Genomic DNA, 13,152 nt, shown 5'->3' on the forward strand with positions numbered 1-13,152 from the left:
TCCGGCCGCTAATCCCGGGGCGGGATATTGAGCCCCCTCAGCGTCGCCGGCCGCGCCAGGCCGCGCTCCAGCCAAGCCAGCACATTCGGGAAGTCCTTGATGCCGACAAGCTCGCCGGCGTCGTAAAACCCGATCAAATTGCGAACCCAGCCGATATGGGCAATGTCGGCGATGGTGTATTCCTCGTCCATCAGCCATTCCCTGCCGGTCAGCCGCGTCTCCAGCACGCCAAGCAATCGCTTCGATTCGTCGACGTAGCGGTTGAGCGGCCGCTTGTCGGCGATCTCCTTGCCTGCGAATTTGTAGAAAAACCCGACCTGACCGAACATCGGGCCGATCGCGGCCATCTGGAAGAACACCCACTGGATGGTTTCATATCTGAGGATCGGATCGGAAGGCAGCAGCTTGCCGGTCTTCTCGGCGAGGTAAAGCAGGATCGCGCCGGACTCGAACAAGGCCAGCGGCTTCCCGCCGGGTCCATTCGGGTCGATAATGGCCGGGATCTTGCCGTTAGGGTTGAGCGACAGGAATTCCGGCGTCCAGCTCTCGTTCTTCGAGATGTTGACGGCGTGAGCCTCATAGGGAAGGCCCAACTCCTCCAGCGCGATCGAAACCTTCACACCATTGGGCGTCGGAAAAGAATAAAGCTGCAGCCTGTCAGGGTGTTTCGCCGGCCAGCGGGCAGCGATCGGAAACGCGGAAAGATCGGTCATTGCGGGATTCCTCGGGCAGGTTTTGGCTTGAGATGATCAAGGGGGTCCGCTGCAGTTAGGCACGGAGAACACTCGCGGCAAGGGTAGAAAGCCGCCGTAGCTGAGCAACGGCTTGCTAGAGCAAGCTCCTCACACCGCCCTGAACGCCACTACCGCATTGGTGCCGCCGAATGCGAAACCGTTGCTGATCGCCGCGCGCACTGGCCGCACCTTGGCGACATTCGGCGTCACGTCGAGGTCGCAATCGGCGTCGCGTTCGCGGAAATTGGCGGTGGGCGGAACGATGCCGTCGCGGATTGCCATAACGCAGGCGATCATCTCCAGCGCGCCGGATGCGCCCATGCAATGGGCGTGCATCGACTTGGTCGAGGACACCGAAAGGCGGTCGGCATGCGAGCCGAAGACGCGCCTTATGGCCGCCGTCTCGATCTGGTCATTGGCCTTGGTGCCGGTTCCATGGGCATTGATGTAGTCGATCTCCTCCGGAGCCAGGCCGGCATCGGCAAGGCAGGCGCGCATTGCAAAGACGGGTCCTTCCACCGTCGGCGCGACGATGTCGGTGGCGTCTCCCGACATGCCGACGCCCGAAAGCTCGGCCAGGATGGGCGCGCCCCTCGCGACCGCGTGCTCGTAGGTTTCGAGGACGGCCATGCCGGCGCCCTCGCCGATCACAAGACCATCGCGGTCGGCCGAAAACGGCCGGCAAGTCTCGCGCGCCAGAGCCCGTAGCGCCTCCCAGCCTTTCAGCACGCCATAGACCAGCGGCGCGTCCGTACCACCGGCGATCATGACATCGGCCCGACCGAGGCGAAGCTGGTCGACCGCGGATGCGAATGCGTGGTTGGAGGAGGCGCAAGCCGAAGTGACGCCGAAAACCGGGCCGCGCAGGCCGTACACCATGCTGACCTGTCCGGCCGGCGCTCCGGGCATTATCTTGGGCACGGTGAATATCTCCGCCCGCGACCTGCCCTCAAGCAACACGGCGCGGTAGTTCACCTCGGCCGTGCCGGCGCCGTATATGCCGGTGCCGACGATAGCGCCGATGCGCGAACCATCGGCTTCGGCGACATCGAGCCGCGCATTCCCGATCGCCTCGCCTGCCGCCAGCGCCGCAAGCAGGCTGAACCGGTCCATTGTAACGGTCCGTTTGCGATCGAGCACGTTTTCGGGAAGGCTCTTGATCTCGGCGCCGATGCGCACTTTCAGCTCGTAGAGCGGAGCGTTGGTGATCTCGCCTATGCCCGACCGGCCGGCCCGCATGGAGGCCCAGATCTCCGGCGCGCTGACGCCGAGCGAACACAGCCCGCCAATGCCGGTGATGACAATGCGCTTTCGCGTCATGTCAGGCTTGTTTTGCGATCAGGCCGCGCACGGCCTCGACCATGTCGCCGACATTCTTCAGCGTGCTCCATGCCTCGACGGTGTTCATCTCGATTTCGATCCCGTAGGCCTCCTCGAGATCGAAGATGATCTCCGTCAGTTCGAGCGAATGGATGCCGAGTTCGGTCAACTCGGTCTTGAGCGTGATTTCTCCGCCATCCGGCTCGGCGTGAGCCTTGATCTTGTCGATGATGTCCTGAGCGAGCTGGTCAGCCATTGCGCCTTTCCAAGATTTCTGCGTTTCCCCTATCGGCGCCGGATCGTTCTTTTATCCTAGCAGTCCGGCTTCCGGCATTTTGACGCCGCTGCGGCGAAAAGATGGCAAGTAACCTGCTACTCTATAGAAACCGAACGCCAGCGAAGCAACAAGCGATATCTCGACAACGCCGCGCGATCATACCAAGCTGCGATCCATGACGTTGACTATCCCCGCCGAAACCAGACGCCTGAGCGACATTTCTCCACAGCGGGTGGCTGCGGAGGCCCGGCTTTCCGTGAGCCGGCTTAACGGCAAAACCCGACTGTCGCGACTCTACCAGGAAGGCGCCGCCAAGGTCCGCATGCCGTTCACGCAGGGCGATCATCTGGAGGCAATCCTCATCAACACGGCCGGCGGATTGACCGGCGGCGACCGCATCGCCTGGGAGGTCGATGTCGGCGCGGACGCGTCGTGCGCAGTCACCACTCAGGCGTCCGAAAAGGTCTACCGCGCCCTTTCCGGTAGGGCCGAGCTTTCGGCGAAGATTTCCGTCGCTGCCGGCGGGCGCATCGCCTGGCTGCCGCAGGAAACGATCCTGTTCGACCGCTCAGCGTTCTCGCGCCAGCTCTACGTGAATCTGGCGGAAGGTGCAGAAGCGCTTGTCGTCGAGGCGACGGTTTTCGGCCGGCTCGCCATGGGCGAACGCGTCATGCAGGGTGATTTCCGCGACCGCTGGCGCATCACCAGAGATGGGCGGCTAGTCCATGCCGAGAATTTTGCGATCGGCCCGCAGGTCGAGGCAGTCTTGCAGCGAGGCTCTGTCGGCAATGGCGCCGCGGCCTTCGCGACCGTGCTCCTCGTGTCGCCCGACGCGTCGGGCCTGCTCGAAGCCGTGCGCGGCTTGGTTGGCGAGAAGGGAGGCGCCAGCGCCTGGACGGTCGGAAAATCTGGCAAGCTTCTTGCGAGGCTTTACGATCGGGACGGCTACTCGCTCCGCAAGCGGCTGATGCCGCTTGTGGAACTGCTCAACGGGCGGGCAGGGTTGCCCAAAACTTGGTCACTTTAGGAATTGGTCACGCATGAATCTGACGCCCCGTGAAAAGGACAAGCTGCTCGTCGCCATGGCCGCAATCGTGGCGCGCAAGCGGCTCGAGCGCGGCGTCAAGCTCAACCATCCGGAAGCGATCGCGCTCATTACCGATTTCGTGGTCGAGGGCGCGCGCGACGGACGCAGCGTCGCCGAACTCATGGAAGCCGGCGCGCATGTCGTCACGCGGGCGGATGTGATGGAAGGCATCGCCGAGATGATCCATGACGTGCAGGTCGAGGCAACGTTCCCGGACGGAACCAAGCTGGTCACCGTGCACGAACCGATCAGATGAGGAACTGACCGTGCTTGAACTTCGCCCAAACTGCGAATGCTGCGACAAGGATCTCGCGCCCGATGCGCCGGACGCGATGATCTGCACTTTCGAATGCACCTTCTGCGCCGCCTGTGTGGAAACCGTGCTTGGCGGCGTCTGCCCCAATTGCGGCGGCGACTTTTCGCGCCGGCCGGTACGTCCGGCAGCAATGTTAAGAAAATATCCGGCCTCGACCAGGCGCGTGCTGAAGGCCGAAGGCTGCGGCCCGGCCCGCAAGGTGGCGTAAGCCTCGATCAATACAGGGAGACGGTGGACATGATGATGAAACGGATCGCGATCGTGCTGGCAGTGCTGGGAGCTGGCGTCGCACCAGCCTTTGCCCATCTCGATCCGGCCGGCCACGGCTCCCTGATGGCCGGCCTGTCGCACCCGCTGTTCGGCTCCGACCACGTGCTTGCAATGGTCGCAGTCGGACTATGGGCGGCGCTGCTCGGCGGCCGGGCGCTATGGCTGGCGCCGCTGGCCTTCGTCGGCGCCATGGCCATCGGCTTCGCCGTCGCGCTCATGGGTGCACCGCTGCCTTTCGTGGAGCCGGTCATCCTCACTTCGGTAGTGGTCATCGGCCTGCTCGCCGCAACGGCGCTGAGCATGCCTGCGGGAATTGCGATGGCTGTGATCGGCTTCTTCGCCCTTTTCCACGGCCACGCGCATGGAGGCGAACTGGGCTCGGCCGGCGCAGTTGCCTTCGGCGTTGGCTTTGCGCTGTCGACGGCGCTGCTGCACATGACGGGCATCGGCCTTGCGCGCCTGTTCGGTGGGAGCGCCGGGCACTTGGCCGCGCGCGTCGTGGGTGGCGCGACCGCTCTCGGCGGTCTGTGGCTCGCCATGGCGGGTTGAACGCATGATCCCTGGCGAAATCATCACCGGCGAAGGCACGGTCGAACTCAACAGCGGGCTGCCGGCGGTCACGTTGAAAGTCGCAAATACGGGCGATCGCCCGATCCAGGTCGGCAGCCACTACCATTTCTTCGAGACCAACGAGTCGCTCAGTTTCGAGCGGGAGCAGGCGCGCGGAATGCGGCTCGACATAGCTGCCGGAACCGCGGTGCGCTTCGAGCCGGGCCAGGAGCGAGACGTGACACTGGTGCCGCTCGGCGGCAAACGCGAGGTCTGCGGTTTCCAGCAGAAGATCATGGGAAAGCTGTAGGGTGGCTGTCCTCGCCTGCCATTACGAAGGGAGCCGGCAAACGCGGCGTTTACCCTGCCGGCTTGGCGGCGGCGTAGATGACGACGCCGTTCTTGTCGTCGAATTCGACGGCAAGCACGTCGCGAAGCAGGATCTGACGCGAATCGATGGCGTGATAGAGCATGGCGTTGCCCTCGAGCTCCTGCCGGAGCTCCGCAATTTCTTCCTCATGCTCCTTGATCTTGGCTTCGATTTCCGGTGGCGGGCCGCCCTCGGTGGCCGCGGCATCGGAAAGGAACACGATATCGACCTTATCGAGCTTGGAGGTCTTACGGACGGTGGCGATGCTCTCGCCGGTCTTCTCTATCGCGGCGATGACCTTGTCGGAATCGGCGGTCGCCTGCGATTCTTCCTCCTGGACCTCCGTGCCGATGATGGTGTCGATCGCTTCGGGGCTTTCCAATCCTTGCGCCATCAGAGCCGTCTGCGGCAAGGACGCAGCCAGGAAGGCTGCCGCCGCAAAAGCATGCAGCCACTTGCTGTCGGGCATCGAGATCGTCGTCATCATCTGTTCCATGCAGCCGGTGTAACGCCTGCTTGCCGGCAGGTCAAAGGGACACAACGGCGCTCGCTTGACCGAAGTTCCCGCGACGCGGCTGTTTATCGGACGCACCTTGCCGACGCCAAGCTCTCGTTAGAAGCCGCCGCCGGCAAGATGATCCACAAATCCACCCGATATCCGTGGTCGTCAGCCGGCCTTCTTGGTGACCAGCGTGAGCGCGCCTTCGGGTCCCATGCTGGCTGCGATGACGTTTGCGGATGTGAGGCCCTTTGCCTCCAGGGCCGACTTGATCTCCGGATTGGCGTCGATTGTCGTGCGCAGTTGCTGAAGGCTTGCTTCACCGCCCTGTGCGACCACTTCGTTGACCTGCGTTTGCGTGGCCTCGGGCAGTTCCGTCATGTCGACGATGTTGACGCTGCGGATCTGCGTCTGGGCAGCGCCGGGAGCTTCGGGCGCGGTCGCCGGAGCCTCGGCCGGAGGTTGAGTGGCCTGAGTTTGCGCGTTGGCCGCCATGGCGAAGGCGAGCGTGACGCCCGCCGCCAGAATCGTAATCATACGCATGGATTTTCCCTTCCATCGATTGGCAAACGACTAATTGGGGGCATCGTCCCTACCCCACACGCCGAATGGGGTCAGAAGCTGCCGCCCATTGGGTTGTTCCGTGGTCATACCGTGTCGGAAATGTGGAGCGCGGTTGAGCCGCGAGCGCCACGGCCGCAGCTCTTAGAGAGGAATTTCTGATGGCCCAGATCTCCCGCGGCGACTATGCGCGCATGTTCGGTCCAACGACAGGAGACAAGGTCCGGCTCGCCGACACCGAACTCTTCATCGAGGTAGAGAAGGACTTCACTGTGTATGGCGAGGAGGTGAAGTTCGGCGGCGGCAAGGTTATCCGCGACGGCATGGGCCAGAGCCAGGTTTCCCGGGCGCAAGGGGCCGTGGATACGGTCATCACCAACGCTCTCGTTGTAGATGCCGGAGGCATCTACAAGGCCGATATCGGCATCAAGGACGGGCGCATCGCGGCCATCGGCAAGGCCGGCAATCCGGATACGCAGGCCGGCGTGACCATCATCATCGGGCCTGGCACCGAAATCATCGGCGGCGAGGGCCGCATCCTGACCGCCGGCGGCTTCGACGCGCATATTCATTTCATCTGCCCGCAGCAGATCGAGGAGGCGCTGATGTCGGGCATCACGACGATGCTCGGCGGCGGCACCGGGCCGGCGCATGGCACGCTGGCTACCACCTGCACACCCGGCCCGTGGCACATCGCCCGGATGATCCAGTCCTTCGATGCGTTCCCGATGAATATCGGGTTGTCCGGGAAGGGCAATGCGTCGCTTCCGGCGGCGCTCGAAGAAATGGTGCTCGGCGGCGCCTGCTCGCTCAAGCTGCATGAGGATTGGGGAACCACGCCGGCCGCGATCGACTGCTGCCTTTCCGTCGCTGACGCTTACGACGTGCAGGTGATGATCCATACAGACACGCTGAACGAGTCGGGCTTCGTCGAAAACACCGTCGCCGCCCTAAAGGGCCGCACCATCCACGCCTTCCACACCGAGGGGGCCGGCGGCGGCCATGCGCCCGACATCATCAAGGTTTGCGGATTACAGAACGTCATTCCTTCGTCCACGAACCCGACGCGGCCCTATACCCAAAACACCATCGCGGAACATCTCGACATGCTGATGGTCTGCCATCATCTGTCGCCTTCCATTCCCGAAGACATCGCCTTCGCCGAGAGCCGCATTCGCAAGGAGACGATCGCGGCGGAAGATATCCTGCACGACATCGGCGCGTTCTCGATCATCTCGTCGGATAGCCAGGCGATGGGCCGAGTCGGCGAGGTGGCAATCCGCACCTGGCAGACGGCCGACAAGATGAAGCGGCAGCGCGGCCCCCTGCCGGAGGAGACTGGTGACAACGACAATTTCCGCGTCCGCCGCTACATCGCCAAATACACGATCAATCCAGCCATCGCGCATGGCCTGTCCAAGGAGATCGGCTCCGTCGAAGTCGGCAAACGCGCCGATCTCGTGCTGTGGAACCCGGCCTTCTTCGGCGTCAAGCCGGACATGGTTATCATCGGCGGCACGATTGCTGCGGCCCCGATGGGCGATCCCAACGCTTCGATACCGACGCCGCAGCCGGTGCACTACCGGCCGATGTTCGGCGCCTACGGCAAGGCGATGACCAACTCGTCCGTCACCTTCGTGTCGAAGGCGGCGCTGGATGCGGGCCTGCACGGCAGGCTCGGCGTCGACAAAGAGATGGTGGCAGTCGAGAACACCCGTGGCGGCATCGGCAAGCGCTCAATGGTGCTGAACGACGCGACCCCTCACATCGAGGTCGATCCGGAAACTTACGAGGTCCGCGCCGACGGCGAGCTTCTCACCTGCCCGCCGGCAACCGTGCTGCCGATGGCGCAGCGGTACTTTCTGTTTTAAGAGTGGTCACATCGCAAAGCCGCAATCGATGACCCGCGCTCTGAGTGCGCGTTCCAGGCTTGGACACAAGCTCCGTCGAACGACCGCAGGCCGAGAAAATACTTGAGGAGAAGCTGAAGCATGTACCAGGCCGTAGGCTCCCGCGGGTCGCGCGTCTCCCGTGTTCTCTGGATGCTGGAAGAGCTCGAAGCGCCTTATGAGTTCGTCCACATCGAGCGACGGTCACCGGAAGCCTATGCGCTCAATCCTTCCGGCAAGGTGCCGATCCTCATCGACGGCGACCTGAAGCTGACGGACTCGGCCGCGATCTGCATCTATCTTGCCGACAAGCACGCCGAAAAAGGCATGGGTGCAAGCCCCGGCCTTTTTGGCCGTGCCGAGATGGATTCATGGATGCATTTCGCGCAGTCGGAGTTCGAAGCGCCGCTGTGGAACAAATTGCGCCATCGCTTCCTGCTGCCGACCGAATTGCGGGTCGATGTCGGTCCGGCGGCAGCCTATGACTTCGCCTCCGAAGTCAAGACACTTGAGCGCCGTCTCGGCGATCGGGAGTTTGCCCTGGGCGACCGGTTCAGCGCTGTCGATGTACTTCTTGGCGACATCGGCGCATGGGCGCGCGGCGGCAGGTTCAGGATAGAGTCGGACGCTGTCAACGCCTATCTCGACCGCGTCCTTTCACGCCCGGCCCGAGCGCGCTCGCAGGCCAATGGCGGCTCCTTCTGATGCGTCGCGCCCTCGATGGCAAAGCCGCAGCAGGGCGGCCGAAAACACCATGTGAGTTTCGATGAAACTGTCCATCAACGCCGATTTCACAACGTTCCCGCGCGCCCTGTCCGTCGCACCCGCCGAGGAGTCGGGCGAGATCGCCGGCAGGGCCGTGCTGCCGCATGACGAACGGCATCTTCGCCGCCGCGCGATCGAGCTTGCCGACGGCGGAAAGGTGCTGGTCGACCTGCCGGAGCCCGTGACGCTCGGCAACGGCGACCGGCTGGGGCTGGAGGACGGCCGCCATGTCGAGATCATCGCCGCGCCGGAAGAGCTTTACGACATACGCGCCCGCGACACGGTGCATCTGGCCGAGCTCGCCTGGCACATCGGCAACCGGCACCTCGCCGCCGCGATCGATGCGAACCGCATCCTCATCCTGCGCGACCACGTCATCAAGGCGATGCTCGAAGGCCTCGGCGCGACGGTGACCGAAGTCGTCGAGCCTTTTTCGCCCGTGCGCGGTGCCTATTCCGGCCACGGCCACGGCCATGATCATGGCCATGGCCATAGCGAGCGCGACCGATACGGGCGCCGGCCGGGCGATCCGCATTACGGTCACAACCATGCCTGACGACCGGCCCAACCCCGCCCAGCTTCGCCTCATGGCCTGGCTGTCGCCGGCTTTCCCTGTGGGCTCGTTCAGCTACAGCCATGGCCTGGAGTGGGCCGTTCACGACGGACTGGTGGACGGCCGGACAGAACTTGAAGACTGGCTTGGCGCATTGATCGACTTCGGTTCCGGTTGGAACGACGCGGTGCTGCTTGCCGAGGCACATCGGCGTGCTGCCGCAGGACTCTCTGTATCCGGGGTGGTGGAACTCGCGGAAGCGCTGGCCGGCTCGGCCGAACGGCACCGCGAGTCGACGCTGCAAGGCGCCGCGTTCGTCGTGGCCGCGCAGGCTTGGGCTCCGTCGGCGGAGGGGCTTGGCGAAACGCCGGCCTATTCCGTCGCCGTGGGTACGGTCGCCGGCGCCTGCGGCGTACCGCTCGCGGCTACGCTCGCAGCCCATCTGCATGTCTTCGCGGCAAATATTATTCAGGCGGCGATCCGCCTCGGCGTCACTGGTCAGCAGGGTGCGGTCGAAACGCTGGCAGCGCTGGAGCCCATGCTGCTCGAAATTGCCGCCCGAGCGCAATCGTCGACGCTCGACGATCTCGGATCGGCGACCTTCATGTCCGACGTGATGGCGATGAAACACGAAACACAATATTCGAGGTTGTTCAGGTCATGAGTAAAAATGGACCCCTTCGCGTCGGCATTGGCGGGCCGGTCGGCTCGGGCAAGACGACGCTGACTGAAAAACTCTGCAAGGTGATGCGCGACGAGTTTTCGATCGCCGTCGTCACCAATGACATCTACACGCGTGAAGACGCCATGATGCTGGCCAGGCTTCAGGCGCTGCCGGAAGAGCGCATCGTCGGCGTCGAGACCGGTGGATGCCCGCATACGGCAATCCGCGAGGACGCATCGATTAACCTCGCGGCAATCACCGAACTGAACCGGAAATTCCCCGATCTCGATGTGATCTTCATCGAATCCGGCGGCGACAATCTCGCGGCGACCTTTTCGCCGGACTTGGCCGACCTGACGCTCTACGTGATCTCGGTCTGCCAAGGCGGCGACATCCCGCGCAAGGGCGGCCCCGCCATCACGCGCTCCGACTTTCTCGTCATCAACAAGAGCGATCTCGCGCCCTATGTGAATGTCGACCTCGATGCAATGGAAGAGGACGCCCGCCGCATGCGCGGTAGACGGCCGTTCGGCTTCACCGACCTCTCGCGTGGCAAGGGAGTTTCGGAGGTTATCGATTTCATCGTCGAGAATGGCGGGTTGCGTCTAGGCCACGAGCGCAAAACCGCCTGACCTCATGGCGAATGCGGTTGCCGCTGGCGCCCCTGGGCGGCATCATTTGCGGGAATGAGGATTAAGCCATGACCATCGCCCGCCTGCAGCACGAGCCGCGCACCAATCTGCCCTTCTACGAAGAGCGCGTCGATCTCGCCTGCGCCTTCCGCTGGACGGCGAGGCTGAACATGCACGAGGCGGTAGCCAATCATTTCTCGCTGGCCGTCAATGAAGACGGCTCGCGATTCCTGATGAACCCGAACCAGGTGCATTTTTCGCGGATCAAGGCGAGCGATCTGCTTCTGATCGACGCCAACGACCCGGAGACGATGAGCGGACCGAATGCGCCCGATCCGACCGCCTGGGGCCTGCACGGCGCGGTCCACCGCAATTGCCGTCATGCGCGCTGCGTCATGCATGTCCATTCCATCCACGCCACGGTGCTGGCCTCGCTCGCCGATTCGCGCCTGCCCCCCGTCGAGCAGAATTCGGCGATGTTCTTCAACCGCCATGTCGTCGACGGCCATTATGGCGGACTCGCCTTCGAGGAAGAGGGCGAACGCTGCTCGAAACTCCTGGCCGATCCGAAAATCAAGGTGATGGTCATGGGCAATCACGGCGTGATGGTCATCGGCGACACCGTGGCCGACGCCTTCAACCGGCTCTATTATTTCGAGCGCGCCTGCGAGACCTACATCAAGGCGCTGTGGACCGGCCAACCGCTGCGCGTGCTGTCGGACGAGATCGCCGAAAAGACCGCAAGCGAGATGGATGATTATCCCGGCCAGGCGGAACGGCATCTGTCGGAGCTGAAGGCTATCCTGGACGAGCAGGAACCCGTTTACCGCAATTGACCACCATTCCCGCCCGGCGAACAGGCCGGCAACTCGTCAGTCGAGCTCGAGGTATTCCCGCAGCGCCTCGAGGCTGCCCATGCGGACGGCGCCTTCGGGTCCGGTCATCGTCTGCTGCGGCCAGAACAGCGTCCTCATACCGGCGGCAACGCCCGCCGTTGCGCCCGTCGGGCTGTCTTCGATGACGCAGCTTTCAGCCGGCTCGACGCCCGTCAGATAGGCGGCGCGCAGGAACGGCTCCGGGTCCGGCTTGCCGGCGCGCACGTCGTTGCGGGTCACGGTCTTGATGCCCGGCGCATCGATTCCGATCGCGCGCAGGTTGATCTCGACGATCAGCCGGTCGGAATTCGACACTATGGCCTGGGCCACGCCGAGCGCTTTCAGGTCGCGGAATATCTCGATCGCGCCGGGACGCGGCTTCAGTTGGGCCGCGTGCTCCATGTAGTAGACATACTTGCGCAGAATCCAGTCGTCGAACGGCAGGTCGAGCCCGAACTCCTCCCGCATCATGTCGTAGACTGGCCGCGCCGCGATACCGACCACACGGTCATGCAGATCGGCCGGCGGCGTGATGCCGAGGCTCGTCAGCACCGCGATCAGCGCCTGCTCGTGCAGTGGCTCGCTGTCGATCAGCGTGCCGTCCATATCCCAGTAGACCGCCTTCGGCTTCATGCATTTCGTCTTTTCGGCGATTTTTAGAAGGTTTGGCGAGGTAGATAAACCGGGAATGGCCGAAGCCTAGACAAGTCCGACCTTTTGCGCCTCCTCGCGCAGGTTCTGCCGCGGCCGCGGGCCGACCTGCTGGATGACCAGGCCCGCCGCGAGGGAACCTAAGTCGCCGCATTCCTTAAGGCTGCGGCCGTTGGTGTAGCCATGCAGGAAGCCCGCCGCGTAGAGATCGCCGGCGCCGGTGGTGTCGACCAGCTGGTCGATGCCGATCGCGTCGATCAGGACGGTCTCGTCGCCGCGCACGATGATCGAGCCCTCTTCCGAACGGGTCACTGCGGCGATCTTGCAGTCCTTGCGGATCGCGGCAAGTGCGGCCTCGAAGGACGCGGTCTGGTAGAGCGATTTGATTTCGTGGCTGTTGGCGAAGACGATGTCGACCGTGCCCGAGCGCATCAGGTCCAGAAATTCGCCGCGGTAGCGGTCGACGCAGAACGGATCCGACAACGTCATCGACACTTCGCGGCCGGCCGCATGAGCATGCGAAGCCGTAAGCCGGATCGCTTCCTTGGCGCGGGGCGGATCCCAAAGATAGCCCTCGAAGTAAGTGACCTTGGCGCCCGTCGCCTTGTCGGCCTCGACATCCTCCGGCCCCAGTTCGACGCAGGCGCCCAGATAGGTGTTCATCGAGCGCTCGCCGTCGGGCGTGACGAAAATCATGGACCGCGCCGTCGGCGGTTCCCCATCGAGCGGCTTGGTGTCGAAGGCCACGCCCTGGGCGCGGATGTCGTGATAGTAGATGTCGCCGAGCGGGTCCCTGGAGACCTTGCCGAAGAAGGCGGCACGTCCGCCGAAGCTCGCCACGCCGGCAGCGGTGTTGCCGGCGCTGCCGCCCGACGCCTCGATGGCGGGCCCCATGCGGCCGTAGAGCAGGCCGGCGCGCTCCATGTCGATCAGGTTCATGGCGCCTTTTATGATGCCGTTCTCGGTCAGGAATGCTTCGTCGCACTGGGCGATAATGTCGACAATGGCGTTGCCGATGCAAAGAACGTCATACTGGCTCATCAAGGTCTCCGCGATTGGCCGGCGCTCCCGGCATCTGGCACGCTGGCCGCGGGCGGGTCTAGCGCATGACCCTTTAAAGTGGAACCTCTTTCGACGGCG

General features: G+C 63.8%; 18 protein-coding genes. 11 read left to right on the top strand and 7 right to left on the bottom strand.

All coding sequences use genetic code 11. The features are described from left to right. Positions 1-8: 8 nt before the first annotated feature. From MAXJ12_RS03080 to MAXJ12_RS03090, 3 genes are all read right to left on the bottom strand, one after another. Positions 9-713, bottom strand: coding sequence for a glutathione S-transferase N-terminal domain-containing protein (locus MAXJ12_RS03080; protein ID WP_008834295.1), 705 nt, complete (start codon positions 711-713; stop codon positions 9-11). A gap of 129 nt (positions 714-842) precedes the next feature. Then, complete coding sequence (locus tag MAXJ12_RS03085; RefSeq protein ID WP_008834296.1) at positions 843-2,054, bottom strand: beta-ketoacyl-[acyl-carrier-protein] synthase family protein; 1,212 nt, start codon at positions 2,052-2,054, stop codon at positions 843-845. 1 nt (position 2,055) lies between these two features. Beyond that, positions 2,056-2,310: an acyl carrier protein gene (locus MAXJ12_RS03090; protein WP_008834297.1), complete on the bottom strand. Its 255-nt coding sequence runs from the start codon at positions 2,308-2,310 to the stop codon at positions 2,056-2,058. A gap of 196 nt (positions 2,311-2,506) precedes the next feature. On the opposite strand from MAXJ12_RS03090, the gene MAXJ12_RS03095 reads away from it, so the two are divergent. From MAXJ12_RS03095 to MAXJ12_RS03115, 5 genes are read left to right on the top strand one after another with little or no spacing between them, the layout of a single operon-like run. Next, a complete protein-coding gene (locus MAXJ12_RS03095) occupies positions 2,507-3,358 on the top strand; it encodes an urease accessory protein UreD (protein WP_050898777.1) in 852 nt (283 codons plus the stop codon). Between the two features lie 13 nt (positions 3,359-3,371). Then, entirely contained in the window at positions 3,372-3,674 is a 303-nt protein-coding gene (locus MAXJ12_RS03100; protein ID WP_008834299.1) for an urease subunit gamma, read from the top strand. Between the two features lie 10 nt (positions 3,675-3,684). Beyond that, positions 3,685-3,942 (top strand): DUF1272 domain-containing protein, encoded by a 258-nt coding sequence (locus MAXJ12_RS03105; RefSeq protein WP_008834300.1) that lies wholly within the window; start codon positions 3,685-3,687, stop codon positions 3,940-3,942. A 32-nt stretch (positions 3,943-3,974) separates the two neighbouring features. Continuing rightward, the gene (locus MAXJ12_RS03110) at positions 3,975-4,553 is read left to right on the top strand and encodes a HupE/UreJ family protein (RefSeq protein WP_040584748.1); all 579 of its coding nucleotides are present in this window, start codon (positions 3,975-3,977) and stop codon (positions 4,551-4,553) included. A 4-nt stretch (positions 4,554-4,557) separates the two neighbouring features. Next, complete coding sequence (locus tag MAXJ12_RS03115; RefSeq protein WP_008834302.1) at positions 4,558-4,863, top strand: urease subunit beta; 306 nt, start codon at positions 4,558-4,560, stop codon at positions 4,861-4,863. Between the two features lie 49 nt (positions 4,864-4,912). Here MAXJ12_RS03115 and MAXJ12_RS03120 read toward each other — a convergent pair whose 3' ends face one another. Together MAXJ12_RS03120 and MAXJ12_RS03125 are read right to left on the bottom strand one after the other, a co-directional pair. Then, complete coding sequence (locus tag MAXJ12_RS03120; RefSeq protein WP_008834303.1) at positions 4,913-5,419, bottom strand: hypothetical protein; 507 nt, start codon at positions 5,417-5,419, stop codon at positions 4,913-4,915. A 171-nt stretch (positions 5,420-5,590) separates the two neighbouring features. Then, positions 5,591-5,965 (bottom strand): hypothetical protein, encoded by a 375-nt coding sequence (locus MAXJ12_RS03125; RefSeq protein ID WP_040584709.1) that lies wholly within the window; start codon positions 5,963-5,965, stop codon positions 5,591-5,593. 176 nt (positions 5,966-6,141) lie between these two features. On the opposite strand from MAXJ12_RS03125, the gene ureC reads away from it, so the two are divergent. The 6 genes from ureC (at position 6,142) to MAXJ12_RS03155 (ending at position 11,322) form a co-directional block, all read left to right on the top strand. Next, complete coding sequence (gene ureC, locus MAXJ12_RS03130; protein WP_162097478.1) at positions 6,142-7,854, top strand: urease subunit alpha; 1,713 nt, start codon at positions 6,142-6,144, stop codon at positions 7,852-7,854. Between the two features lie 120 nt (positions 7,855-7,974). Beyond that, complete coding sequence (locus tag MAXJ12_RS03135) at positions 7,975-8,577, top strand: glutathione S-transferase family protein (protein WP_008834306.1); 603 nt, start codon at positions 7,975-7,977, stop codon at positions 8,575-8,577. A 61-nt stretch (positions 8,578-8,638) separates the two neighbouring features. Beyond that, complete coding sequence (ureE, locus tag MAXJ12_RS03140) at positions 8,639-9,193, top strand: urease accessory protein UreE (RefSeq protein ID WP_008834307.1); 555 nt, start codon at positions 8,639-8,641, stop codon at positions 9,191-9,193. Continuing rightward, entirely contained in the window at positions 9,123-9,854 is a 732-nt protein-coding gene (locus tag MAXJ12_RS03145) for an urease accessory protein UreF (protein WP_050898778.1), read from the top strand. The genes ureE and MAXJ12_RS03145 overlap by 71 nt, the downstream gene beginning before the upstream one ends. Then, the gene (gene ureG, locus MAXJ12_RS03150; protein WP_008834309.1) at positions 9,851-10,486 is read left to right on the top strand and encodes an urease accessory protein UreG; all 636 of its coding nucleotides are present in this window, start codon (positions 9,851-9,853) and stop codon (positions 10,484-10,486) included. The genes MAXJ12_RS03145 and ureG overlap by 4 nt, the downstream gene beginning before the upstream one ends. A 68-nt stretch (positions 10,487-10,554) precedes the next feature. After that, positions 10,555-11,322 (top strand): class II aldolase and adducin N-terminal domain-containing protein, encoded by a 768-nt coding sequence (locus MAXJ12_RS03155; protein WP_008834310.1) that lies wholly within the window; start codon positions 10,555-10,557, stop codon positions 11,320-11,322. Positions 11,323-11,358: 36 nt separating this feature from the next. On the opposite strand, the gene MAXJ12_RS03160 is transcribed toward MAXJ12_RS03155, so the two are convergent. Both MAXJ12_RS03160 and MAXJ12_RS03165 read right to left on the bottom strand, forming a co-directional pair. Then, positions 11,359-11,994 (bottom strand): HAD family hydrolase, encoded by a 636-nt coding sequence (locus tag MAXJ12_RS03160; RefSeq protein WP_008834311.1) that lies wholly within the window; start codon positions 11,992-11,994, stop codon positions 11,359-11,361. 66 nt (positions 11,995-12,060) lie between these two features. Next, complete coding sequence (locus tag MAXJ12_RS03165; RefSeq protein WP_008834312.1) at positions 12,061-13,053, bottom strand: adenosine kinase; 993 nt, start codon at positions 13,051-13,053, stop codon at positions 12,061-12,063. Positions 13,054-13,152: the final 99 nt, after the last annotated feature.

It is taken from the genome of Mesorhizobium alhagi CCNWXJ12-2, from assembly GCF_000236565.1.
In the GTDB taxonomy this organism is placed as follows: Bacteria; Pseudomonadota; Alphaproteobacteria; order Rhizobiales; family Rhizobiaceae; genus Allomesorhizobium; species Allomesorhizobium alhagi.